The sequence below is a fragment of the Pandoraea communis genome (genome assembly GCF_902459745.1).
Taxonomy (GTDB): Bacteria; Pseudomonadota; Gammaproteobacteria; order Burkholderiales; family Burkholderiaceae; genus Pandoraea; species Pandoraea communis.
The window spans coordinates 153,053-175,962 of the sequence record NZ_CABPSJ010000001.1; the positions used below are offsets into that span (position 1 = coordinate 153,053).

General features: G+C 62.9%; 23 protein-coding genes and 1 other RNA gene. 9 read left to right on the forward strand and 15 right to left on the reverse strand.

Translation table 11 applies throughout. The annotated features are described in order from the left end of the window. Window positions 1–23: 23 nt before the first annotated feature. Window positions 24–1,859: a phosphogluconate dehydratase gene (edd, locus tag PCO31110_RS00795; RefSeq protein ID WP_150689406.1), complete on the reverse strand. Its 1,836-nt coding sequence runs from the start codon at window positions 1,857–1,859 to the stop codon at window positions 24–26. Window positions 1,860–2,274: 415 nt separating this feature from the next. On the opposite strand from edd, the gene PCO31110_RS00800 reads away from it, so the two are divergent. After that, on the forward strand, window positions 2,275–3,120 hold the full coding sequence (locus PCO31110_RS00800; RefSeq protein WP_036663648.1) for an SIS domain-containing protein: 846 nt from the start codon (window positions 2,275–2,277) through the stop codon (window positions 3,118–3,120). Between the two features lie 54 nt (window positions 3,121–3,174). Here the strand turns inward: PCO31110_RS00800 and PCO31110_RS00805 are convergent, their stop codons facing one another. From PCO31110_RS00805 to PCO31110_RS00815, 3 genes are all read right to left on the reverse strand, one after another. Continuing rightward, window positions 3,175–4,158: a 2-hydroxyacid dehydrogenase gene (locus tag PCO31110_RS00805; protein ID WP_150689407.1), complete on the reverse strand. Its 984-nt coding sequence runs from the start codon at window positions 4,156–4,158 to the stop codon at window positions 3,175–3,177. Window positions 4,159–4,228: 70 nt separating this feature from the next. Beyond that, a complete protein-coding gene (locus tag PCO31110_RS00810) occupies window positions 4,229–4,849 on the reverse strand; it encodes a 2-hydroxychromene-2-carboxylate isomerase (protein ID WP_150689408.1) in 621 nt (206 codons plus the stop codon). Window positions 4,850–4,938: 89 nt separating this feature from the next. Further along, window positions 4,939–5,355, reverse strand: a complete 417-nt coding sequence (locus PCO31110_RS00815; RefSeq protein WP_010805106.1) for a CopD family protein — start codon at window positions 5,353–5,355, stop codon at window positions 4,939–4,941. Between the two features lie 299 nt (window positions 5,356–5,654). Here PCO31110_RS00815 and ruvC point away from each other — a divergent pair, with 299 nt between their 5' ends. The 3 genes from ruvC (at window position 5,655) to PCO31110_RS00830 (ending at window position 8,373) form a co-directional block, all read left to right on the forward strand. Beyond that, a complete protein-coding gene (gene ruvC / locus PCO31110_RS00820; protein WP_010805105.1) occupies window positions 5,655–6,197 on the forward strand; it encodes a crossover junction endodeoxyribonuclease RuvC in 543 nt (180 codons plus the stop codon). A gap of 79 nt (window positions 6,198–6,276) precedes the next feature. Continuing rightward, window positions 6,277–7,347: a Holliday junction branch migration DNA helicase RuvB gene (gene ruvB / locus PCO31110_RS00825; protein WP_010805104.1), complete on the forward strand. Its 1,071-nt coding sequence runs from the start codon at window positions 6,277–6,279 to the stop codon at window positions 7,345–7,347. 36 nt (window positions 7,348–7,383) lie between these two features. Continuing rightward, on the forward strand, window positions 7,384–8,373 hold the full coding sequence (locus PCO31110_RS00830; RefSeq protein WP_150689409.1) for an oxygenase MpaB family protein: 990 nt from the start codon (window positions 7,384–7,386) through the stop codon (window positions 8,371–8,373). Window positions 8,374–8,428: 55 nt separating this feature from the next. Here PCO31110_RS00830 and PCO31110_RS00835 read toward each other — a convergent pair whose 3' ends face one another. From PCO31110_RS00835 to tyrS, 4 genes are all read right to left on the reverse strand, one after another. Continuing rightward, on the reverse strand, window positions 8,429–9,145 hold the full coding sequence (locus PCO31110_RS00835) for a histidine phosphatase family protein (RefSeq protein WP_150689410.1): 717 nt from the start codon (window positions 9,143–9,145) through the stop codon (window positions 8,429–8,431). Window positions 9,146–9,201: 56 nt separating this feature from the next. Next, on the reverse strand, window positions 9,202–9,828 hold the full coding sequence (locus PCO31110_RS00840) for a YbhB/YbcL family Raf kinase inhibitor-like protein (RefSeq protein WP_010805101.1): 627 nt from the start codon (window positions 9,826–9,828) through the stop codon (window positions 9,202–9,204). A 149-nt stretch (window positions 9,829–9,977) separates the two neighbouring features. After that, window positions 9,978–10,445, reverse strand: a complete 468-nt coding sequence (gene dtd, locus PCO31110_RS00845) for a D-aminoacyl-tRNA deacylase (RefSeq protein WP_010805100.1) — start codon at window positions 10,443–10,445, stop codon at window positions 9,978–9,980. Window positions 10,446–10,494: 49 nt separating this feature from the next. Next, the gene (gene tyrS / locus PCO31110_RS00850; protein ID WP_010805099.1) at window positions 10,495–11,739 is read right to left on the reverse strand and encodes a tyrosine--tRNA ligase; all 1,245 of its coding nucleotides are present in this window, start codon (window positions 11,737–11,739) and stop codon (window positions 10,495–10,497) included. A 199-nt stretch (window positions 11,740–11,938) separates the two neighbouring features. Between tyrS and PCO31110_RS00855 the strand changes: the two genes are divergently transcribed. The 4 genes from PCO31110_RS00855 (at window position 11,939) to PCO31110_RS00870 (ending at window position 16,635) form a co-directional block, all read left to right on the forward strand. Beyond that, on the forward strand, window positions 11,939–13,309 hold the full coding sequence (locus tag PCO31110_RS00855; RefSeq protein WP_150689411.1) for a M23 family metallopeptidase: 1,371 nt from the start codon (window positions 11,939–11,941) through the stop codon (window positions 13,307–13,309). Between the two features lie 103 nt (window positions 13,310–13,412). Beyond that, window positions 13,413–14,561: an anhydro-N-acetylmuramic acid kinase gene (locus PCO31110_RS00860; protein ID WP_150689412.1), complete on the forward strand. Its 1,149-nt coding sequence runs from the start codon at window positions 13,413–13,415 to the stop codon at window positions 14,559–14,561. Window positions 14,562–14,966: 405 nt separating this feature from the next. Further along, window positions 14,967–15,479: an SET domain-containing protein gene (locus tag PCO31110_RS00865; protein ID WP_036663415.1), complete on the forward strand. Its 513-nt coding sequence runs from the start codon at window positions 14,967–14,969 to the stop codon at window positions 15,477–15,479. Window position 15,480: 1 nt separating this feature from the next. Further along, entirely contained in the window at window positions 15,481–16,635 is a 1,155-nt protein-coding gene (locus PCO31110_RS00870; protein ID WP_150689413.1) for a trans-sulfuration enzyme family protein, read from the forward strand. A gap of 154 nt (window positions 16,636–16,789) precedes the next feature. Here PCO31110_RS00870 and erpA read toward each other — a convergent pair whose 3' ends face one another. From erpA to rplM, 4 genes are all read right to left on the reverse strand, one after another. Then, a complete protein-coding gene (gene erpA, locus PCO31110_RS00875) occupies window positions 16,790–17,155 on the reverse strand; it encodes an iron-sulfur cluster insertion protein ErpA (RefSeq protein WP_010805094.1) in 366 nt (121 codons plus the stop codon). 97 nt (window positions 17,156–17,252) lie between these two features. Then, window positions 17,253–18,296, reverse strand: a complete 1,044-nt coding sequence (gene argC, locus PCO31110_RS00880; RefSeq protein WP_010805093.1) for an N-acetyl-gamma-glutamyl-phosphate reductase — start codon at window positions 18,294–18,296, stop codon at window positions 17,253–17,255. Between the two features lie 183 nt (window positions 18,297–18,479). Beyond that, window positions 18,480–18,875 (reverse strand): 30S ribosomal protein S9, encoded by a 396-nt coding sequence (rpsI, locus tag PCO31110_RS00885; RefSeq protein ID WP_010805092.1) that lies wholly within the window; start codon window positions 18,873–18,875, stop codon window positions 18,480–18,482. A 9-nt stretch (window positions 18,876–18,884) separates the two neighbouring features. Next, window positions 18,885–19,313: a 50S ribosomal protein L13 gene (gene rplM, locus PCO31110_RS00890; protein WP_010805091.1), complete on the reverse strand. Its 429-nt coding sequence runs from the start codon at window positions 19,311–19,313 to the stop codon at window positions 18,885–18,887. Between the two features lie 649 nt (window positions 19,314–19,962). On the opposite strand from rplM, the gene PCO31110_RS00895 reads away from it, so the two are divergent. Continuing rightward, window positions 19,963–20,385, forward strand: coding sequence for an OsmC family protein (locus PCO31110_RS00895; RefSeq protein WP_010805090.1), 423 nt, complete (start codon window positions 19,963–19,965; stop codon window positions 20,383–20,385). A 66-nt stretch (window positions 20,386–20,451) separates the two neighbouring features. On the opposite strand, the gene rnpB is transcribed toward PCO31110_RS00895, so the two are convergent. From rnpB to pyrC, 3 genes are all read right to left on the reverse strand, one after another. Then, an RNA gene (gene rnpB, locus PCO31110_RS00900) (RNase P RNA component class A) lies at window positions 20,452–20,861 on the reverse strand. A 75-nt stretch (window positions 20,862–20,936) separates the two neighbouring features. Further along, on the reverse strand, window positions 20,937–21,770 hold the full coding sequence (locus tag PCO31110_RS00905) for a DUF3025 domain-containing protein (protein ID WP_010805089.1): 834 nt from the start codon (window positions 21,768–21,770) through the stop codon (window positions 20,937–20,939). Then, on the reverse strand, window positions 21,767–22,804 hold the full coding sequence (pyrC, locus tag PCO31110_RS00910; RefSeq protein WP_010805088.1) for a dihydroorotase: 1,038 nt from the start codon (window positions 22,802–22,804) through the stop codon (window positions 21,767–21,769). The genes PCO31110_RS00905 and pyrC overlap by 4 nt, the downstream gene beginning before the upstream one ends. Window positions 22,805–22,910 lie beyond the last annotated feature (106 nt).

The following is a 22,910-nucleotide window of genomic DNA, read 5'->3' on the forward strand; positions in this document are numbered from 1 at the left end:
AATGCCATGACGTGGACTGCACGTCACTCAGTACCGAAGAACACGGAAGCGCCGGTTTCTGCCGCGCCCACTGCCGCGCGCATATGACTGAAGAGCACACGCCCGGTGTCGTCGCCCGAGACCGGAACCTGCGCGATCTCGCGCGCCGCCCATTCCTGCGGCGCCACCTCGACGTGCAACATGCCGACGTTCGCATCGAGCACGATCAGATCGCCGTCGCGCACGCGGGCGATCGGGCCGCCGCCGGCGGCTTCGGGCGACACGTGAATCACGGCAGGCACCTTGCCCGATGCGCCGGACATCCGGCCGTCGGTCACGAGTGCCACTGCGAACCCTTCGTCCTGCAAGACACCGAGCAGCGGGGTGAGGCGATGCAGCTCGGGCATGCCGTTGGCGCGCGGCCCCTGGCCACGCAGCACCACAACCACGTCGCGATGCAACTCGCCGGCATCGAACGCGGCCTGAACCGCTTCCTGAGAAGTAAATACGCGTGCCGTTGCGCTCACGCGCCGATGTTCCGGCTTGACCGCCGACACCTTGATGACGCCACGCCCTACATTGCCGTGCATGAGCCGCAGTCCGCCATCGGGGGCGAACGGCTCGGCATGGCCGCGCAAAACGTCACGATCACCACTGTAGGCGCTCCCGGCGCGCCATGCCAGCCCTTCGGGCGAGAGCCAGGGCTCCGTGCGGTAACGGGCCAGCCCGGGGCCGGCCACCGTCTTCACGTCGTTGTGCAACAGCCCCGCGTCGAGCAGTTCGCCGATCAGGAAGCCCATGCCGCCGGCCGCGTGAAAATGATTCACGTCGGCTTTGCCATTCGGGTAGACGCGCGCCATGAGCGGCACCACGGCCGACAAGGCGTCGAAGTCGTCCCAATCGATCACGACGCCCGCCGCACGGGCCATCGCCACGAGGTGCAGCGTGTGATTGGTCGAGCCGCCCGTGGCCAGCAGGCCGACGATGCCGTTGACCACGGCACGCTCGTCGACCACATGGCCGATTGGGGTGTATTCGGGGGTATCCGCGCCGATGGCCAGCACGCGCGCGAGGGCGGCGTCGGTCAGCGCGTCGCGCAACGGCAGTTGCGGATGCACGAACGCCGCACCCGGCAGGTGCAGACCCATGATTTCCATCAGGAGCTGGTTGCTGTTGGCCGTGCCGTAAAAGGTGCACGTGCCCGCGCCGTGGTAAGCCTGTGACTCGGATTCGAGAAGCGCGTCGCGGCCGACTTTACCGGTCGCGTACCCCTGGCGGATCTTGGCCTTTTCGTCGTTCGACAAGCCGCTCGCCATCGGGCCGGCCGGCACAAAGACTGTCGGCAGATGGCCGAACTGCAACGCCCCGATGACAAGGCCCGGCACAATCTTGTCGCACACGCCGAGCATCAGCGCAGCGTCGAACATGTTGTGCGAGAGCGCAACGGCCGTGCTCATCGCGATGATTTCACGCGAGAACAGTGACAGTTCCATGCCTGCGTTGCCCTGCGTGACACCGTCGCACATGGCCGGCACGCCGCCGGCGACCTGTGCCGTCGCGCCGAGCTTGCGTGCCGCCTCGCGCAGGCGCGCCGGGTACTGCTCGTAGGGTTGGTGCGCCGAGAGCATGTCATTGTAAGCGGTGACGATGCCCACGTTCGGACGGCGCTGCTCGCGCAGGATGAGCTTGTCGTTGGCCGGCATGGCGGCGAAACCGTGCGCCAGATTGGCACAAGACAGCGCACCGCGCTGTGGGAAGCGGCCGGCGCTCGCATCAATGCGAGCCAGATACGCCGCACGCGTGTCGCGGCTGCGCGCGGCAATGCGCGCAGTGACCGCCATTACGGTCGGGTGCAGGGGCTTCGTTTGCTCTGACGTCATGCCGGGGAACGGGATTGCGACGCACCCAGGGGCAGGCGCGATTGGGAGCGGAGTTTAGTAGAAATTCTACATCTCATCAATCAAAAGCCATCGGCATCCGGGGTTTTACTTAGCATTCTCCATGAATTACATGAATTATTGTCATATAGAGAAATGACAATCCATAATATGAAACGAAGAATTTTTGTAGTTTTTGTACATTTCTGCCGCAATCACCCGGCCGAAACACCCGGCGCTGCGCGACGGCGCCACGCGTTGCGGGTGCTATAGTGGGCGCCTGCCCCGCCGGACCCGGCGCACGCCTGCATCACAGGGCGTATGCGATCGAGGCGTTACGGAAAACAGGGGAATTAGGGGAATGACGGCGCGTGGCGATGTCCGCTGCGCGCTCTGCTTTTGTGGGTGCCTGCCTGCCATGCTCAACCGAATCGAAGCCACGCTGACCCAATTGCGCCCGTCCGAGCGCAAGCTCGCGACCTATGTGCTGGACGCCCCGCGCGAAGTCGTCGATCTGTCGATGAACGAACTTGCCGAGCGCGCCAGCGTCAGCCAGCCCACGATCGCGCGATTCTGTCAGGCGGTCGGATGCAGCGGCTATCGTGAATTCAAGATCCGGCTGGCACAGGGCATCGCGCAGGGTGTGCCGTTCGTGCATCGCGATGTGCGGCCCGACGAACCGGTACCCGGCATCGCGAGCAAGGTGCTCGACCGCACCATCGGCAGCCTCATGCAGGTTCGCAACAACCTGTCGCCCGATAGCATCGGACAAGCCATCGACCTGCTCGCGGGGGCGCGGCGCATCGAGTTCTACGGTGCAGGGGCGTCGGGGATTGCGGCGCTCGACATGCAGCACAAGTTCTTCCGGCTCGGTGTGCCGGCCGTGGCGTATAACGATCCGCACGTCTACGGCATGTCGGCCGCGTTGCTGCGCGAGGGGGATGTGGTGGTGGCGATCTCCAACACCGGCCGCACGCAGGATCTGCTCGAAGCGGCGCAACTGGCACGCACGGCAGGCGCCAGCGTGATCGCGATTACGCACAGCAACTCGCCGCTGTCGCGGCTGGCCAGCGTGGCGCTCTTTGCCGACGTCGACGAAGACACCGACGTCTACTCGCCGCTGACGTCACGCATCGCGCATCTGGCCATTGGCGACGTGCTCGCCGTGGGCATGGCGCTGCGTCTGGGTGAGCGCTTGCCCGCACAACTGGCCCGCGCGAAGGAAGTCATCAATCGCCGCAGAACGACCAACGACGGCCGATAGCGGCGACGGCGGCATTCTCTGCCGCCGTCTCTCGCCGCCTGAGTGCCGCTGGCGTTATCCGCGCTGCTGCGCTCGCGGATTCACGGCGTTTTGCAGCGGCTTGCCGGTAAGCGCGGCAATCAGGTTGTCCGCCGCGCACGATGCCATCGCGTGACGCGTCTCGTGCGTTGCCGAGCCGATATGCGGCAGCGCCACCACGTTCTTCATTTTCAGCAACGGCGAATCCACCGGCACCGGCTCGCGCTCAAACACGTCCAGACCGGCCGCGCGCAGATGGCCGGACGCCAGCGCGTCGACCAGCGCTGCCTCGTCGATCACCATGCCGCGCGCCGCGTTGACGAAGATCGCACCGCGCTTCATCTGCGCGAATTCGCGTGCGCCGATCAAACGCTCGGTGGCCGGCGACAACGGTACCAGCGTCACGACGAAATCGGATTGTGCGAGCAATTCCGGCAACGTCCGGTATTGAGCGCCATACGCCTGCTCCGCTGCGTCGTTGCGCGAACGATTGCTGTACAGCACCTTCATGCCGAATCCGAGCGCCGCACGACGTGCGACGGCCCCGCCAATGCGTCCCATGCCGACGATGCCCAGCGTCTTGCCTTGCACGTCGGTGCCGAAATACTCCTCGCCGAGACTAGACTTCCAGCCGCCAGCCTTCACCAGTTCGGCAAGCTCGACCACCCGCCGGGCACTCGCCAAAATCAGTGAGAAGACGGTATCCGCCGTAGTCTCGGTGAGCACGTCGGGCGTATTCATCAACACAATGCCCCGGCGCGTGAGATCGGGCACATCGAACGGGTCGTAACCCACCGAAATGGTGGCCCATGCCTTGAGCTTCGGGGCCGCGTCGAGCAACGCCGGCGTCACGTTCATGCCCACGCCGATGGCGCCGTCGGCACGATGCAGCGCCGCCGCGAATTCCGCCCGGTTGCCGTCGTTCACTCCCTTGAATTCGCTGAGCGTGAATGCCTCGGCCAATCGCGCACGCACGTCTGGCGGCACGCTCTTGTACAACACAACTTCCGGACGACTCATCCTGTTCACTCCTGGGGGGTTGCCGCCGCTAGCACCCGCAGGCGGCAGACGAAATGATCGGCTTGCCGGTTCAGCGCTTTGCGCCGCGCGCTTCAGCAAAAGCCCGTTCGAGAAAATCGAGGCGGTCCTGCCCCCAATAGGGCTGGCCCTCGAAGACGAACCACGGCGCACCGAATACGCCCGCCTTCGCGGCTTCGTCGGTATTGGCGTCGTAGGCCGCCTGTACGCTCGCGCCGTTCGACGCCGCGAGCAGCGCCTTGCCGTCGAGCGACAGGCTCTCGGCAATGGCTTGCAGCGTGGCGTCGTCGGCGATGTTGCGCTCCTCGGTCCAGAGCGCCTTCGAGATGGCGGCCGACAGGTCGAGTGCCTTGTCCGTTCCGTGCGCGAGTTGCGTGGCGATCAGCAAACGCGCGGCCGGATCGCCCGCCACCGGGAAGAACTTCGGTTGCAGGTTGAGCGGCACGCCGAGGTACTTCGACCAGCGCGCGAGTTCGACCAGACGATACGCCTGCCGTTGTGGGGTGCGCTTGGCCAGCGGCAGCCCACCCGAGCCCGCGAAGATTCGTCCGAGATCGATCGGCTTGAACTGAATCTGTACGCCATGGCGACGTGCCAGTTCGACAAAGCGTGCGTGCCCCATGTACACAAAGGGCGACGGCGGCGCCACAAAATATTCGCAGGTCAGACTCACGGCAGACTCCTCTCAACTATCGGTGGTTGGCGCTCATACGTAGCGCTCGAATTGCATAACGACGTGCGCGGGATGGAACAAGGGGCACGTCAGAACGGTTTGACGACCGCGAGGATCACCGCGGCCAGCAATCCGAGCACCGGGAATTCGTTGAAATAGCGATACCAGCGATGCGAATGCGTGTTGCGGCCGCTCTCGAACTTGCGCAGCAGACGGCCGCACGCATGGTGATAGCCCAACAGCAACACCACGATCAGCAACTTGGCGTGCAACCAGCCGCCGTAGCGGCCGATGCCGTAATACAGCCAGAGGATCAGTCCGAAAGCGAGGGCAGGCACCGCGAGTATCGTCATGAAGCGATACAGCTTGCGCGCCATGAGCAGCAGACGTTGCGTTGCGGCGGCGTCGCTCTCCATCGCGAGGTTGACGAAGATGCGCGGCAGATAGAACAGACCGGCGAACCACGAGGCGACGAAAACGATGTGAAACGCTTTGATCCAGAGCATCGGGGACAGCGGCCTGCACGCAGGCCGTCGGATATTTTGAACAGCAAACAATGTACAACAATCTGCCATGCCGCGATGCCCAGCGCCCAGCGCCTTCGCGCATGGAACCTGCGGCATATCGACGCGACCGGGCGAGCACGCCAATCCGGCTTGGCAAGGCAGCGCACCGACGCAGGACATTGGCGCGTCTCACCCGACGAAACACGACTTCGGCGACGCCTGCGCCCGGCTGTGCCAGAATACGGGCCATATTGGCTTCTTTGCCCGAATCGGTCTGTACGCCGATCATTGGCCCCCGCATGAGAATTCTTGGCATCGACCCCGGGCTGCGTGTCACCGGCTTTGGCGTGCTCGAAAAGCACGGCAGCCGTCTGCAGTATGTGACCAGTGGCGTCATCCGCACCGGCGAAGGCACGCTGCCCGCGCGGCTGCGCATCATCTTCGAAGGCGTGGCGGAACTGGTCGACACTTACCGGCCCGATCAGGCCGCTGTCGAGAAAGTGTTCGTCAACGTCAACCCGCAATCCACGCTGCTGCTCGGGCAGGCGCGCGGTGCGGCCATTACCGCGCTATCGGTCGGCGGGCTCGAAGTCTTCGAATACACGCCGATGCAGCTCAAGCAGGCTGTGGTCGGCTACGGACGCGCCCGCAAGGAACAGGTGCAGGAGATGGTTACACGCCTGCTCACGCTCACCGGCACGCCGGGCAAGGACGCGTCCGATGCGTTGGGTGTGGCCATCTGTCACGCGCACAGCGGCGAGACGTACGCGGCGCTGGCCGAAGTCTCCCCCGCCCTCGCGGCAAAGGGCTTGCGCGTGCGGCGCGGACGCCTGATCGGCTAAACACCGCCCCTGTCGGGCATCGTAGGAAATCCCGTCGCCCGGCCCCGGCAAGCGACGTCCGAAGCGCTACAATGCAGCCATGATCGAAACCGACAAACTCGCCGCCGAGCGCATCATTGCGCCCACTCCGGTCTCGCCCAACGAAGAAGCCTTCGAGCGCGCACTGCGCCCCAAGCTGCTCGACGAATACGTCGGTCAGCGCAAGGTGCGCGAGCAGCTGGAAATCTTCATCGAGGCGGCTCGGAACCGCTCGGAACCGCTCGACCATGTGCTGCTGTTCGGGCCGCCTGGCCTGGGCAAGACGACGCTCGCCCACATCATCGCCCGCGAAATGGGCGTGCACCTGCGCCAGACGTCCGGCCCCGTGCTCGAGCGCCCGGGCGACCTCGCTGCGCTGCTGACCAATCTCGAAGCCAACGACGTGCTGTTCATCGACGAAATTCACCGGCTCTCGCCGGTCGTCGAGGAAATTCTTTATCCGGCGCTCGAAGACTATCAGATCGACATCATGATCGGCGAAGGACCGGCCGCGCGCAGCGTCAAGCTCGATCTGCAACCGTTCACCCTGGTCGGCGCCACCACGCGCGCCGGCATGTTGACGAATCCGCTGCGCGACCGCTTCGGGATCGTAGCGCGTCTGGAGTTCTATTCGGCCGAAGAACTGGCGGGTATCGTGCGCCGTTCCGCCAGCCTGCTCGGCGCGGTCATTGCCGACGACGGCGCCTTTGAGATCGCCCGCCGTGCGCGCGGCACGCCGCGTATCGCCAATCGCTTGCTGCGGCGCGTGCGCGATTTCGCCGAAGTGAAGGCCGACGGCCGCATTACCGCTGCCGTCGCCGACGCCGCCCTGATGATGCTCGACGTCGACCCGGTCGGCTTCGACGTGATGGACCGCAAACTGCTCGAAGCCGTGCTCCACAAGTTCGACGGTGGACCGGTCGGCGTGGACAACCTCGCCGCCGCCATCGGAGAAGAGCGCGACACCATCGAAGACGTGATCGAGCCGTACCTGATTCAGCAGGGCTTCCTGCAACGCACGCCCCGCGGACGCGTCGCCACCCTCGCGGCGTTCCGTCACTTTGGCCTGAGCGCTCCCGGCAGCGCGCCGGAAAGCGGCTCGCTCTGGTCCCCGGACGCCACCGGCAAGTGACGGTGACGTCCGCCGTCACGTCACGCTAAACGACGTATGTCCTCGCACGACGACCTCCCGACGCCACCTCCGGCAACGCCTCTGCGGCCTGCCGGACCGGTGACGGGCGTGTCGGGGCGCGTGCGGCACGCCATCGCCATGCGGCTGGTGAGCCTGACGTCAGGTCCCGGCGCACCGCGTCTGAACTACGACACCCCGGCCGGCGATCCCGGCCTGTTCGGCCCCGACGCCGCCTGCTGGCATGTGCACGGCGACTTCACCTCGATGATGATCGGCGGGATCAGCGCACTGCTGATGCAATCGCTGCATCCGCTTGCGATGGCCGGTGTCTGGGATCATTCGACCTTCCGGCAGGACGTGATCGGCCGTCTGCGCCGCACGGCGACCTTCATTGGCGGCACCACGTTCGGCAACACGGCCGACGCCGAAGCATTGCTCGAACGTGTGCGGCGCATCCACTTGAAGGTCACAGGCACCGCGCCCGATGGCCGCCCCTATGCCGCTTACGATCCCGGGTTGCTGACGTGGGTCCACGTGGCGGAGACGTCGAGCTTTCTGCGCAGCTATCTCGTCTACAAGAATCCGGGGTTCTCGCGCAGCGAGCAGGACCGTTACTACGCGGAAGTCTCACGCATTGCCGTGGCGCTCGGCGCACGTGATGTGCCGATGAGTGTGTCGCAGATCGACGAATATCTCGCCATGATGCGTCCGGCGTTGTGCGCGAGCGAGCGCACCGAAGAAGTCGTGCGCGTATTGCGCAACTTGCCTGCGCCGTTCGCGGGTGCGCGCATGTTCAGCGGGTTGTTGTTCCGCGCAGGTATCGATCTATTGCCGGACTGGTCGCAGGTAATGCTCGGACTCGAAGCGCAGTCGATGGTGCGCCGTCTCACGGTGCGGCCTGCCGTGCGTCACATGGCGCAGGTCGCGCGCTGGTCGATGCGAAACAGCGTCGCTCACCGGGCACGACGCCGTGCGCTGGCCACCCCCGATGTCGCCGCCGTCGTGCAGCCGTCGCTGGAGCGCTAAGCGCGCGTCGGAAGGCCATTGCGCCGTTATGCCGGAAAAACGTCGCGCGGATGCCCTACACCACGCGCGGATCCACGCGATCCGTCGCGCGGCCATGAACGTCGACCGGCTTGTCATTGCTTTCGTCGCGCACCGCGTCGTCCAGATGCGTGACATCCCCCCAGCTCAACACCTGCCAACGCGCCCCGTCGTATGCCAGACGATTCACGCTTGCATTGAGCAACGGATAGGAGCGCGGCTCGGACAACGCGAGCCCCGTCGCGAGCCGATAACAGCAGTCGAGCACGCCGCCGTGGGCTACCAGCGCCAGATGCTGGCCCTCATACTCGCGCACGAGTTGCACGACGAAATCCGTGATGCGCGTGTAGAAACCCCGCGTCGACTCGCCACCGGGAATCACGAAATCCGGATCGCGGCTCTGCCAGCGCGAATACTCCTGCGGAAATGCCGCCTGAATCTCATCGGGCATGCGGGTTTCGAAGGTGCCGTAGTGACGCTCCCTCAGACTCGCCGTACGCACGAGCGGCAAACCGCAAGCATGGGCGACGGGCGCCGCCGTCTGCACCGCGCGCTGCAAATCGCTCGTGAGCACATGGTCGAACACACGCCCGTGCGCCGCAACCTCGCGTGCGATACGCTCGCCCAGCAAGACCGCCTGGCGCTCGCCCTCCGTCGACAGCGCAATGTCGGTGTGCCCCTGAATCCGTTTGACGCGGTTCCAGTCGGTCTCGCCGTGGCGAATCAAGGTGAGGGTAGTGGTCGTGCCGGTCATCGTTACGAATGCGGTTTGCGTGAGTCCAGAGGAAACGGGAGGCAGGCGGTGCGCCGTCAGGCTACCTTCGGGTTGAGCGTGTAGGTGCCGGTCACGGTGCCACTGCCGAGCACATGCGGCTTGATCGCCGCGAGCACGTCGTCGCCACCGAAGCGGCCTTCGAGCGGTACGCGAGCGATGTCCAGCGCATACACGGTGAAGTGGTAGTGGTGCATGAGCGTGTCGTTCCACGGCGGGCACGGGCCGTCGTAGCCGTAGTAATCGCCCTTCATGCTCTCGTCGCCCGCAAACCATGCCGTGTAGTCGTTCACACCATGGCGCATGCCGTCGAGCGCGTCCGGACCAAACTTGCCGCGCGGCGTGACGTGATTGCTGTGGCTTGCCGCCGGGATCTCGGAGACCGATGCCGGCACGTCGACGAGTACCCAGTGATAGAAGTTGGCGCGCGGCAGATCTGCCGGCACTTCGCGGCCTTCCTTGTTGACGTCGTCGCCCTGACTCGGCACGTCGCTGTCGGTGCAGATCACGACAAACGAACGCGTACCGGCGGGCACGTCGGACCAGGTCAGATGGGGATTCTTGTTCTGCGACAGCGCGACATGCGACTGCGCATCCGGTTTGCCGAAGGCGAACTGTGCATCCATCGCCGCATTGTCGGCGAACGAGTCACTCCAGACTTTCATCAGATTCTCCCAAGCATTGATATTTCGGAACCCAACGACGGTATCACACCGATGCGAATCGCGTGCAATAGGTCCTGCACATCAGGACGATTCCGAGCGATTTTCGGGATAAGACCGGAGGCATGGGCGGCGCCATGCCACCGCAAGACTCAAACGGCGTCGGGACGCGTCTGAAGCCAGAACGTGACCGGCCCGTCGTTCACGAGCGAGACACGCATGTATGCGCCGAACTCGCCCGTTTCCACGATGGGATGGCGCACGCGCGCCTGCGTCACGAAATGATCGAAGAGCCGCTTGCCGTCGGCCGGACTCGCCGCCGGGGTGAAACTCGGGCGGGTGCCGCTGTTGGTGTCGGCGGCCAGCGTGAACTGCGAGACGAGCAGCAAACCACCCGCCGCCCCGTTTCCGTCGAGACTCGACACGCTGCGGTTCATCTTGCCCGCCTCGTCCGGGAACACGCGATAGCCGAGCAGTTTCGCCAGTAACTTGTCAGCACTCGCCTCGGTGTCACCGCGTTCGGCGCAAACCAACGCGAGCAGGCCCGGGCCGATGGCACCGACCGTGCGGCCATCGACCGTTACCGAGGCTTCGAGCACACGTTGGATGAGCGCGATCATCGCGAGCGATATCTCATGTACGGCAGCGGGAACACCGAGCCGACGACGCTCAGGCGAGCGTCACGCGCGCGAAGCGGCGCTTGCCGACTTGCACGACGTAGGTGCCGGCGTCGATCTTCACGCCCTTGTCGGACACTGCCTCGCCGTCGATGCGCACGCCGCCCTGCTCGATGTTGCGGTTGGCTTCCGACGTCGACGGCACCAGACCCGCCTGCTTGAGCAATTGTGCGATGCCCAGCGGCGCACCGTCGAGCGAGACTTCCGGAATATCGTCCGGCACGCCGCCCCTGGCGCGAGCGTTGAAATCCTCGAGTGCGTGCTCGGCGTCGGCCTGCGAGTGGAAACGCGCCACGATCTCCTGCGCGAGCAGCACCTTCACGTCGCGAGGATTGCGCCCGCCTTCGACGTCCTTGCGCAGTTGGGCAATCTCTTCGAGCGAACGGAACGAGAGCAACTCGTAGTAGCGCCACATCAGATCGTCCGAGATGCTCATGAGCTTGCCGAACATTTCGCTCGGCTTCTCGCTGATGCCCACGTAGTTGCCCTTGGACTTCGACATCTTCTCGACACCGTCCAGCCCTTCGAGCAGCGGCATCGTCAGAATGCACTGCGGCTCCTGACCGTACTGCTTTTGCAGTTCGCGGCCCACGAGCAGGTTGAACTTCTGGTCCGTGCCGCCCAACTCCAGATCCGACTCCAGTGCCACCGAGTCGTAGCCCTGCATGAGCGGGTAGAGAAATTCGTGGATGGCGATGGGCACGCCGCTCTGGAAGCGCCGCGTGAAATCCTCACGCTCGAGCATGCGCGCCATGGTGTAGCGCGACGCGAGCTTGATCATGCCGTCGGCACCCAGCTTCATCGACCATTCGCTGTTGTAGCGGATTTCAGTCTTGTTGCGGTCGAGTACGAGTGCGGCCTGCTCGAAATAGGTCTTGGCGTTCGACTCGATCTGCTCGCGGGTGAGCGGCGGGCGCGTGCTGTTGCGGCCCGACGGGTCGCCGATCAGCGAAGTGAAATCGCCGATCAGGAAAATGACCGTGTGCCCCAGATCCTGCAACTGGCGCATCTTGTTGAGCACCACGGTATGACCGATGTGGATGTCGGGTGCCGTCGGGTCGAGCCCCAGCTTGATGCGCAGCGGCTTGCCGGTGGCTTCGCTGCGCGCCAGCTTCTGCAGGAACTCATCTTCCACGAGAAGCTCGTCGCAACCGCGCTTGGCGATCGCCAGAGCGGCCCGCGTGGCGTCGGTCACGGGGTACTTCTTTTCCGAGGTGAGTGCGTGTTCACTTGTCATAACATCATTGTCCAGACTGGTTCAGGGTTTCCCTTAGCCAGCCAGTAAAGGCGGAGGCAGCGGCGGGTCTGCTATAATTGCCGCTCAATTCTCGGCTCGGGCCGAAGCGACGCCGGGTTGCCCCGGAATTCCGGCAGGCAATCTCGAAGCATGTCGCTCCGCCCGGGCTTTTTTCGTAAGTTGCGCAGAATTTTACGTGATGTGGCCAAAACTCCGTGATTTTTTTGCGCGTGAACTGCTGACCCTGATCGATCCCACGCAGCCGAAGCACCGTCGCAGAAAGGTGCAAATCGTGGCAACGGTCGGTTCGGCCCTGACGTTGGGAATGGTGACCGCTTTCGGCGTGGCGCCCATGGTGCCCGAAGCGGCGCGCAACGGTGCGAGCGTGACTTTACCGCTCACCTTCCCCGACCTGGCCAAACAGATCCAGCAGCTCGACGCGCAATCCCAGACCTTTGTCCATCAGGTGGCGCTGCGACGTGGCGAAACCCTTGGCGATATGCTCTCGCGCCTGTCGATCCAGGACCCCACCGCAGAACGCTTCATTCGTGAGAACGCCGTCGCCCGGCGCCTGATCGGCGTGCCCGCCGGGCAAGTCGTTCAGGCCGAAACGGACGACGACGGCAAGCTCGTCTCGCTATCCACCGTCCTGTCGACCGGCAGCACCGGCGCTCAGCAGCTGGTGATCGAGCGCAACGACGACGACCGTCTGCGCGCGCGCATGGAACAGCTCACGAACGACACCGAATGGGCCATGCGCTCCGGCGCCATTGCGGATAACTTTTTCACCGCGATGGACGATGCGGGCGTACCCGACGCCGTCGTCGCGCAGATGGTGAACATCTTCTCCGGCGTGATCAACTTCCAGCGCGACGTGCGCCGCGGTGACCGCTTCCGCCTTGTGTACGAAGTCGTCAAGCAGCAGGACCGTACGGTTCGCACCGGGCGCGTGCTCGCCGTCGAGTTCATCAATCAGGGCAAGACGCATCAGGCCATCTGGTACGCCGAGCCGCAGGGGGCGCCCGAGGGCGCTTACTACGGCTTTGACGGCCGCAACCTGAAGCAGGCATTCCTGCGCACGCCGGTCGAGTTTTCGCGAATTTCGTCGGCGTTCGGTGGCCGCGAGCATCCGTTCCAGCACCAGTGGAAGAAGCACGAGGGCGTGGATCTGGCAGCCCCCATCGGCACGCGCGTGTTCGCGGCGGGTGACGGCGTCGTCACGTTCGTCGGCTCGCAGAACGGTTACGGCAATCTGGTGACGATCGATCACGCGGGCAACTACCAGACACGCTACGCTCACTTGTCCGGCTTCGGTCAGGGCATGAAAGCCGGCACGCGGGTCACGCAGGGCCAAGTCATTGGCTTCGTCGGTCAGACAGGCTGGGCGACAGGTCCGCATCTGCATTACGAACTGCGCTACAACGGCGTTCCGCGCAATCCGTTCTCGACGGATGTCGCGGCCGTCGCACCGCTCTCAGGCGCCCGCCTGAAGGTGTTCGACATGTACGCCGAGAACCTGCTCAAGCGCATCGATCTGATGCGCACGGTACAAGTCGCCGAGCGCGATTAAGGTATGCTGGAAGCCGCGCTGCGCGAGCAACATGTGTTCGACATGCTTGCCCTGCCGGCGCGGACTTGATTTCTTCGGCTCCCCGCGCGCTCGCGCTACGCTCATGACCGACATCGCTCATCACTCCGGCTCTCCGGATTCCGCCTCCCATTTCATCGGCCTGATGTCCGGCACGAGCCTCGACGGCGTTGACGGCGTGCTGGTAGCGTCGGCAGATGGCCGGGTGCTCGCAGAAGCCTATCTTCCGTTCCCGAGCGATTTGCGCGAGACACTGATGGTGCTGCAAGCGCCTTCGGAAAACGAACTGCACCGCGAAGCGCTAGCGGCAAACGCCCTGGTGCGCGTCTATGCGGATTGCGTGCGTGACTTGCTGGCGACTGCCGGGCTGCCCGCATCGGCGATCGCCGCCATCGGTGCGCACGGGCAGACGATCCGCCATCGCCCGGGTGAATTCGACGGTGTTGGCTACACGCGCCAGCTCAATGCTCCCGCGCTGCTCGCCGAACTGACCGGCATCGACGTCGTCGCGGACATTCGCAGCCGGGACGTCGCAGCCGGCGGCCAGGGTGCGCCGCTCGTGCCGGCCTATCATCAGGCGGTGTTCTCTGACCCAGGACAAACGCGCGTCGTCTGTAATCTTGGCGGCATCAGCAACGTGACGATTCTGCCTTCAGCCGCGTCAGGCAAACCGGTCTGCGGCTTCGATTGCGGCCCCGGCAACGCGCTACTCGATGGCTGGGCCGCACGCCACCTCGGCAAAACCTACGACGACGGTGGCGCGTGGGCGGCGAGTGGAAGCGTTGACGACACCCTGCTGGCTGCGCTGCTGAGCGAACCCTATTTCTCCCAAACGCCCCCCAAGAGCACCGGACGCGATTTGTTCCACGCCAAATGGCTCGACACACGGTTGGGGGCATTCCCACGAGTCACGCCCGTAGACGTTCAGGCAACGCTCGTCGCCCTCACCGCCCAGTGCGTCGCCGACGACGTGCTTCGCTATGCCCCCGGCTGTCAGGGCTTTTATGCCTGCGGCGGGGGCGCTCGCAATCAAGCGCTCATGCAAGCCATCGCGGCCCGTCTGCCGGGCGTGACCGTTGCGACGACGCAGGCGCTCGGTGTGCCACCTCATCAAGTCGAAGCACTCGCTTTTGCATGGCTGGCCGAACGGTGTCTGGCGCGACAACCGGGCAGTCTGCCCACCGTGACCGGCGCGAATGGCCCGCGCATTCTGGGCGCAATCTATCCCCGCTGAAGGCAGGCACGCCGGGGGAAACGATTTGCGGTCTGCCATATGGCGATCGCAGCGGATTGCCGACAACCCTCCCACGCCGCACTTCGCGCGTCATGCGCGGAATATTCCGATGACGATGTCCGGCGCCCGGCATTGATCCGCGCCTACGCTCCGCTTCCCCTCGCTTTACACCACGAATCCGGCTGCCGATAGCACTCGGCGCAGTGATTTCGCGGCCCTCTTCGACCGGCAAATTCCGCGTGCCCCCCCTCCCCTCACCGGTCTTCCAAAATCCCAAATTTAGGATTCACCCCAAAAAATCAGCGGATTCCCTCGTTCTCCACCCGCAACATGCAACGCTTAAGGCGTCGTCACGACATCATCCGGAAGTACAGGAAGTCCAATCCCTCTCATCATTCCTTTGCCATGACAGAAAAGAAATTTCTCTATCCAATCGAATGGCTTGACGAAGAGCGCTCCACATCGAATGACAGATTCGAAGTGGCCCTGAACTCGGAAGGGCAAGGGTATGGCGTCCGAACACTTGTACCGTTTTCACGGGGAGAACTTGTCAGTCGAATGACCGGGCTGATTTCCAACAGCCGCAGACTGCATACATTGCAGGTGACTGAGACGATCCACTTGTACGACCCCTACTTTTCCGGACTGTTGCTTCACTCATGCTCGCCATCTGTCGGTCTTGATATGCAGCGTCTGGAAGTCTGGGCGCTGCGGGATATTGAGGCGAATGAGTTTCTGACGATGGACTATGCGTCCACGGAAGATGTTCTGTTCAGGCAGTTCGAGTGCCAGTGCGGGGCGCCCAATTGCAGAAAATGGATCACTGGATTCAAAGAACTGCCCAATAACGAGGGCAAAGCCTATCTGGCGAAAATCCGCCCCTCAAAAATAGCAGCAGAGTCCTCGACGGAGGCGTGATATGTCACGCGTCGAAACCACCTCGATCATTGGCGACCGGGAAATTACGGGCGAAAAAGGCGTTGCGCCGGCAATTCATTACTCTGCGGTTTTTGCAGCATCCGATAGCGAAGAATTCGCAGAGATGTCGAGCGTGCCGCAGCATGCCCGGAACTACACTCGCTATGGCAACCCGGTTCACGAAAGAGTCAAGTCGATCATGGCCGCACTTGAAGGCACCGAAACCGCCTTGGTGATGAGTTCCGGCATGGGCGCAATGGCCACCACGCTGCTTGCACTGCTCAGTGCGGGCGATCACGTCATCGCGCAGACCCACCATTACATGAGCACGACGAACCTATTCGATAAAATGCTGAGTCGATTAGGAGTCGAAGTCTCGTTGGTCGACCAGACGGAACCGTCCGCATTTATGTCGGCGATTCGGGAGAATACAAAACTCACTTTGCTGGAATCTCCCGCCAATCCATTGCTCGATTTGACGGATATCGAGGGTGTTGCCAAGATCGCGCGTGCGCGCGGCATCCTCACTGTTGCAGACAATACGTTTGCGTCTCCAATAAATCAGCAGCCTCATGCGCTTGGCGTCGACATTATTGTCCATAGCGCAACCAAGTATCTCGGCGGACATCACGACCTGACCGGCGGCGTGGTTTGCACAAGCCGTTCCCTTGCCGAACAGATCTGGCGCACACACGTTACCCTTGGATCGGTGCTGTCTCCTATGGATGCGTGGCTATTGCTGCGCGGATTACGTACGCTGCCGATACGGATGGAACGAATCAATGCAAACGCATTGGCGCTGGCAAGATTTCTTTCTCAACACCCGCGCATCGAACGCGTTATCTACCCGGGACTGGAAACGCACCCTCAGTTCGATTTGGCGCATCGACAAATGAAGGGATTTGGCGGCGTGTTTGTCTTTGGATTACACGAAGGCTCCGACGCGGCAAAGCGTGTCGTTTCTGCGCTTCGCATCCCTTTCAATGCCGGTAGCTTGGGCGGGGTCGATTCACTTGTGATTCATGTCGCCACGATGTGGTCGGGAACACGACCGGCAAGCGCACCGATTCCGGCCAATCTGATTCGTTACTCGGTCGGCATTGAGCATATTGACGACCTCAAGGCAGATCTCATTCAGGCGCTGGATAACGCTTAACCATCGACGTATGGCCCTTCGACTTTGCGTCGTACGGGACACCCCATCGCGTCATTCGCGGCACAAAAAAACACCCCTCTCGCGGAGGGGTGCAGAATGCCTGAATCCTGGCGATCCTTCGAGCTGCGCTCAAAGGAACAACCAACGGCGTCGCTCAGACCGAGAACGAAGAACCGCAGCCACAGGTCGTGGTTGCGTTCGGGTTCTTGATCACAAACTGTGCGCCGTTGATGTCTTCCTTGTAGTCAATCTCGGCGCCGACGAGGTATTGATAGCTCATCGAGTCGATCAGCAGCGACACGCCGTTCTTGTCGAGCACGGTATCGTCTTCGTTGACATCTTCATCGAAGGTGAAACCATACTGAAAGCCGGAGCAACCGCCACCCTGCACGAAAACGCGCAGTTTCAGCTCGGCATTGCCTTCTTCGTCGATCAGTTGCTTGACCTTGTCCGCAGCGCTGTCAGTAAAGACCAGGAATGCGGGCATTTCCGTGACGGCAGCCTCAAGCGGTGCGTTCATCGCAAATCTCCAAAAATCGGTTCGGTATCATTCTAGTCCCTAATCCAAAATTGTGCCGATAGTCGGAAAATCAATGGCTTAGAGACGATAAATACCGTTACGGCAGTACGGGAATATGGGTCAGCCCCATGTTCTCCGGCAAGCCGAACATCAGGTTCATACACTGCACGCCCTGACCGGACGCGCCCTTGACCAGATTGTCCTCGACCACGAGGATCACCAGCGTATCTTCATTGCCCGGGCGATGCACCGCCATACGGACATAATTCGACGCGCGCACCCAGCGCGTTTCCGGCATCGAGCCGGCCGGCAGCACGTCCACAAACGGCTCGCCCGCGTAGTACGTCTCGAACAGCGCCTGGAAGTCGGTGTCGCGCGCTTCGGGCAAAATCGTCGCGTACAGCGTCGAGTGAATGCCACGGATCGTCGGCAGCAAGTGCGGCACGAACGTCAGCCCCACCGGGTAACCGGCAATCGCCTCGAGGCCCTGCTTGATTTCCGGGTGATGGCGATGGCCCTTCACGCCATACGCCTTGAAGTTGTCGGCCGTCTCCGCGAGGATCAGCGACGTCTCGCCCTTCCGGCCGGCACCGCTCGCACCCGACTTGGCGTCTGCGATCAGATGCTTCGGATCGACCAGCTTGCGGCCACCGGCGAACAACGGCGCATAGCCCAGTTGCACGGACGTCGGATAGCAGCCCGGCAGACCGATCACGCGGGCGCTCTTGATTCGCTCGCGGTTGATCTCGGGCAGGCCGTACACGGCTTCCTCGAGAATGTCCGGGCAGGCATGGGGCATGCCGTACCACTTCTCGAACGTGGCGATGTCCTTCAGCCGGAAGTCTGCCGCCAGATCGATCACGCGCACACCGGCAGCAAGCAGCTCGCGCGCCTGCGCCATGGCAACCCCGTGCGGCGTAGCGAAGAACACCACGTCGCAATCGGTCAGACGGGCGTCGTCAGGCGTGCAAAACGCCAGGTCGACACGGCCTCGCAGGTTCGGATACATATCGGCGACCGGCGTGCCCGCTTCCTTACGCGAAGTGATCGCCGTCAACTGCGCTTCCGGGTGCTGCGCCAGCAAACGGAGCAGTTCCACACCGGTATAGCCGGTGCCGCCTACGATACCTACCTTGACCATGCCCTACCCCCTCTCAATCGGAAATGCGATTCTATCAAGCTTCCACGACACGCGTGAGACGGTGCCCCAACGGACGCCTCTCTTTTACACGCGGACAGAACACGGCGAAAAAAGAAAAAAGGCCGCGCGAGGCGGCCTTTCTCTGCACCTGCCAGAGGCAGATGCCCACAAACACCCGGGCGATTAACGCTTCGAGAATTGCTTGCGACGGCGGGCCTTGTGCAGACCAACCTTCTTACGTTCGACTTCACGGGCGTCGCGAGTGACGAAGCCTGCGGTCGACAGCGTCGGCTTGAGCGTCGCGTCGTAGTCGATCAGTGCGCGGGTGATACCGTGACGAACCGCACCGGCCTGACCCGTTTCACCGCCGCCCGAAACGTTGACCTTGATGTCGAACGTTTCAGCGTGGTTGGTCAGCTCGAGCGGCTGACGAACGATCATCAGCGACGTTTCACGAGCGAAGTACTCTTTGATCGGCTTGCCATTGACGACGATGTCGCCCTTGCCAGCCTTGATGAACACACGAGCAACAGCGCTCTTGCGACGGCCGGTGCCGTAATTCCAATCGTTTTTGAACATGGCTGGCCCTTAGATCTCGAGCGACTTCGGTTGCTGCGCTTCGTGCGGATGATTACCGTCGGCGTAAACCTTCAGCTTCTTGATCATCGCGTAGCCCAGCGGACCCTTCGGCAGCATGCCCTTCACGGCTTTCTCGAGCGCGCGGCCCGGGAAACGCTCTTGCATCTTGCCAAACGTGGTTTCGTAGATACCGCCCGGGTAACCCGTGTGGCGGTAGTACTTCTTGTCGGTTTGCTTTGCGCCCGTAACTTTCAGCTTGGCAGCATTGACGATGATGATGTAATCACCCGTGTCAACGTGCGGCGTGAATTCCGGTTTGTGTTTGCCGCGCAGACGGCGTGCCACTTCGCTGGCGACACGGCCGAGGACTTTGTCCGTCGCGTCAATCACAAACCATTCGCGCGTCACCTCTGCCGGCTTAGCGGAAAACGTCTTCATGATCGATCCAAATAAAATGCATTTGCCCCATTAACACCAACTTCCTGCTTGTCTGCCGGCCGCGTCCTTGCGATTTGGTCGCATGGCGCAGTCCTGTGCTTGCAGGCTCTCCCTGATGCTTTTTCCGTGGGCATTTCCGGAAAAGTCGTTGATTATACAGAAAAAACCACCCACCGGTAAAGCGCAGCAGGTAAACCGCGTTTCCGGCGCACAAAAAAAAAACCCGAACCTCATGGGTCCGGGTTAAATCCACCAAAGGAGGAGGGTGGAGGAGACACTTGCAGGATTGCTGTGAAGCACAACAACCAATGACTGCAGTCTAGCAAATCGAATTGTGCGATGCAAGAAAATTTATAGTACGAAATTAGATACCATAATATGAAATTTCCGAGGGATTGAGCACCTCAGAACATAATCTGAAAAATCAATAAGTTACCAATAAAAATCGCACACCGCACCCCGACCAGTCACACCCGACATTTGAATTTAGGGTTTATCCCTCTGAAAACCCGATCAAAAAAGCGCCAATATTGCGACGCAGCAACCAAGGCCGGAAGGGATGGCTTTCAGGGTTTGCGGGCGGCGTCGTACGCGGGTTTGCGGAAGCCGCTACAATTTTCGCTTGAACGGGATATCGGGGTTTCGAAATATGGAATGCAAGGTGAGTTGGATGGGCCAGGAGGGTATGGCCTTCGTCGCTCAGACGGGTAGCGGCCACATCGTCGCGATGGATGGCGCGCCGGAAGGCGGCGGCCACAATCAGGCACCGCGCCCGATGGAAATGCTGCTGGTCGGCACCGGCGGCTGCACCGCCTACGATGTGGTGCTGATTCTCAAGAAGAGCCGTGCCGAAGTGAAGGACTGCAGCGTCACGCTCAAGGCCGAACGCGCAAGCGAAGACCCGAAAGTCTTCACCAAGATTCACTTCCACTTCACCGTCACGGGCCGTAACCTGAACCCTGCCACCGTGGAGCGGGCCGTGACGCTCTCCCACGACAAGTACTGCTCGGCGTCGATCATGCTCGCCAAGACCGCCGAGCTGACACACAGCGTCGAGATTGTCGAAGGCTAAGATTCGTACGCACTGGCGATAGAAACACAAAAGGCTCCCACCGGGAGCCTTTTGTGTTTTGTTGGGATGCAGAGCCGGCCGATAAGCCGGATTCTGTGAACGCGACTCGCGCCGCGCCTGACAATCATTCCTCTAGGCGACGCATCACTACGCCGCTCAAGCTTCCTACCCGCAGGCTCCCGGGGGCCCCGTTGCCGGCACCCGCACGAGGCGAATGCCGCTCACCTGCCTATTTGGAATTGCTCCGGGTGGAGGTTACCGTGCCGTGTGCGTTGCCGCACGCCGCGGTGCGCTCTTACCGCACCGTTTCACCCTTACCTGATCCACCTGGCTTGCGCCAGGGGCCATCGGCGGTCTGTTCTCTGTTGCCCTGTTCCGCGTCTCACGACGGATGGCCGTTAGCCATCACCCTGCCCTGTGGAGTCCGGACTTTCCTCCCCCTCCCAAAGGGAGGCGGCGATTGTCTGGCCGACTCTGCGGGCCGAAGTGTAGCACGCGGACTGCCGTCATTGCCCGTCGGTCCTGCGCGCCGAGACCGCGCCCAGCCGATGTCATCCGCCCTTTTGCCGCCGCCCCGGCCGAAAGACCGACAGATCCTGATAGTAGGAAGGGTCATCGTTAGCAGGCCACCAGCCGGGAATGCCAAGCACCGGCAACGGCGCGAAGTCGCGTGTGGTCCACGCGGCGCTGGCGAGCGCTGGCGCGATCCGGCCGTCGAGCCAGGCGCGACGCTCAGACGGTGTCCAGCCAAAATAGTCACGGGGAACGTCCACGATCCAGGCATGCGCCGTCACCGATTTGTAAGGTGCAACAAGCTTTTCCAGCAAGGCATGCCCAAAGGGCTGGACTTCGCAGGCGCGTCCCCAGTCGGCGCGGCGCGCCACGAACAGCGTGTGCCAGTCGAATGCACGCAGCGCAGCGCCGAGGGCCGCGTCGCTGCATGCGAAGAGGACGGCGTTCTCATCGAAGACAGTCGCGGCGTCGCGCGTAGCGCCGCGCGTGGCCTGCACACCTTCGGTCGCGATCGCCACGGCCTGACGCGCGTTGAGCGCTGCCTTGCCGCGCGGATAGGTCAGCCAGATCAGCGCGTTGAAGAAGTCATGCAGGTTCCGGCGCGTCGGCACGCCGCCGGTGGCGGCGATGAACGCCTCGTAAGCCGTGGCGGCGGGCAGGTCTTCCTGCGCGACGAAGCGAAGCGCCCGTCCCTGACCGCTCACCAGCCCGGCGGCGGCGGCGTAGGCCGAAAGCGCCTCGCGCCAATTGCCGTCGGCCAATGCGGCCTGGCCGCGTTCCGATACGGCGTCGAACCACGGTGAGCGCCAGTCGATCTCCGGCAGGCCGGAAGGCGCACACCCCGCAGGCGCCACGGCGCCGCCCACACTCACCCCTTGAGCTTCCAGCCGATCACTTCGCCGGCGCGCAGGGGCACGACGGTCTCGTCGCCCATCGGCAGTTCGGCCGGCAGTTCCCAATCTTCGCGCACCAGCGTGATCTTGCCGGCGTTACGCGGCAGTTCGTAGAAATCCGGGCCGTGGAAGCTGGCGAACCCTTCGAACTTGTCGAGCGCGCCGGCCTTGTCGAACGCCTCGGCATACAACTCCACCGCATGCAGTGCCGTGTAGCAGCCCGCGCAACCGCAGGCGGCTTCCTTCACGCCGCGCGCGTGCGGCGCGCTGTCGGTGCCCAGGAAGAAGCGTGCGCTGCCCGAGGTTGCCGCTTTCACCAGCGCCTCGCGATGGGTCTCGCGCTTGAGCACCGGCAGGCAGTAGTAATGCGGACGAATGCCGCCCGTGAAGATGGCGTTGCGGTTGTACAGCAGGTGATGCGCGGTAATCGTCGCGGCGATGGGGCCTTCGGCCTGAGCGACATACTCTGCGGCGTCCTTCGTCGTGATGTGCTCGAACACCACCTTGAGGCCCGGAAAATCGCGGCGCAGCGGCGACATGACCTTGTCGATGAAGACCTTTTCACGGTCAAAGATATCGATGTCGGCACTGGTTACCTCACCGTGCACGAGCAGCGGCATACCGACGTCCTGCATGGCCTCGAGCGCGCTGCGGCACTTGGCCAGATCGGTCACACCGGCGTCAGAGTTTGTCGTTGCGCCCGCCGGATACAGCTTCACGGCGTGCACAAAGCCCGACGCCTTCGCGCGACGGATCTCGTCGGCAGGCGTGTTGTCGGTGAGATACAGGGTCATCAGCGGCTCGAACGTGTTGCCCGCCGGACGCGCCGCGAGAATGCGCTCGCGATACGCCGCCGCATGTTCGGTCGTGGTGACCGGCGGCTTGAGGTTCGGCATGATGATCGCGCGGCCGAACTGGCGGGCGCTGTCGGGCAGCACGCTCTTGAGCACGGCGCCGTCGCGCACGTGCAAGTGCCAGTCATCGGGACGAGTGATTGTCAGTTCTGTGGTCATGGCGTTTTCCGGGGGCTGGGAAGGCTGCTCTGGCCCATGAAACCGCGGCTGCGTGGTGACGCGTCGGCGCGACGGACTTCTTGGGCGGGAATGTACGTGCACAGGG

Coding starts and splice junctions, on each gene's coding strand:
- edd (WP_150689406.1), bottom strand. CDS start 1,859: ATGACGTCAGAGCAAACGAAGCCCCTGCACCCGACCGTAATGGCGGTC.
- PCO31110_RS00800 (WP_036663648.1), top strand. CDS start 2,275: ATGCTCAACCGAATCGAAGCCACGCTGACCCAATTGCGCCCGTCCGAG.
- PCO31110_RS00805 (WP_150689407.1), bottom strand. CDS start 4,158: ATGAGTCGTCCGGAAGTTGTGTTGTACAAGAGCGTGCCGCCAGACGTG.
- PCO31110_RS00815 (WP_010805106.1), bottom strand. CDS start 5,355: ATGCTCTGGATCAAAGCGTTTCACATCGTTTTCGTCGCCTCGTGGTTC.
- ruvC (WP_010805105.1), top strand. CDS start 5,655: ATGAGAATTCTTGGCATCGACCCCGGGCTGCGTGTCACCGGCTTTGGC.
- ruvB (WP_010805104.1), top strand. CDS start 6,277: ATGATCGAAACCGACAAACTCGCCGCCGAGCGCATCATTGCGCCCACT.
- PCO31110_RS00830 (WP_150689409.1), top strand. CDS start 7,384: ATGTCCTCGCACGACGACCTCCCGACGCCACCTCCGGCAACGCCTCTG.
- PCO31110_RS00835 (WP_150689410.1), bottom strand. CDS start 9,145: ATGACCGGCACGACCACTACCCTCACCTTGATTCGCCACGGCGAGACC.
- PCO31110_RS00840 (WP_010805101.1), bottom strand. CDS start 9,828: ATGAAAGTCTGGAGTGACTCGTTCGCCGACAATGCGGCGATGGATGCA.
- dtd (WP_010805100.1), bottom strand. CDS start 10,445: ATGATCGCGCTCATCCAACGTGTGCTCGAAGCCTCGGTAACGGTCGAT.
- tyrS (WP_010805099.1), bottom strand. CDS start 11,739: ATGACAAGTGAACACGCACTCACCTCGGAAAAGAAGTACCCCGTGACC.
- PCO31110_RS00855 (WP_150689411.1), top strand. CDS start 11,939: ATGTGGCCAAAACTCCGTGATTTTTTTGCGCGTGAACTGCTGACCCTG.
- PCO31110_RS00860 (WP_150689412.1), top strand. CDS start 13,413: ATGACCGACATCGCTCATCACTCCGGCTCTCCGGATTCCGCCTCCCAT.
- PCO31110_RS00865 (WP_036663415.1), top strand. CDS start 14,967: ATGACAGAAAAGAAATTTCTCTATCCAATCGAATGGCTTGACGAAGAG.
- PCO31110_RS00870 (WP_150689413.1), top strand. CDS start 15,481: ATGTCACGCGTCGAAACCACCTCGATCATTGGCGACCGGGAAATTACG.
- erpA (WP_010805094.1), bottom strand. CDS start 17,155: ATGAACGCACCGCTTGAGGCTGCCGTCACGGAAATGCCCGCATTCCTG.
- argC (WP_010805093.1), bottom strand. CDS start 18,296: ATGGTCAAGGTAGGTATCGTAGGCGGCACCGGCTATACCGGTGTGGAA.
- rpsI (WP_010805092.1), bottom strand. CDS start 18,875: ATGTTCAAAAACGATTGGAATTACGGCACCGGCCGTCGCAAGAGCGCT.
- rplM (WP_010805091.1), bottom strand. CDS start 19,313: ATGAAGACGTTTTCCGCTAAGCCGGCAGAGGTGACGCGCGAATGGTTT.
- PCO31110_RS00895 (WP_010805090.1), top strand. CDS start 19,963: ATGGAATGCAAGGTGAGTTGGATGGGCCAGGAGGGTATGGCCTTCGTC.
- pyrC (WP_010805088.1), bottom strand. CDS start 22,804: ATGACCACAGAACTGACAATCACTCGTCCCGATGACTGGCACTTGCAC.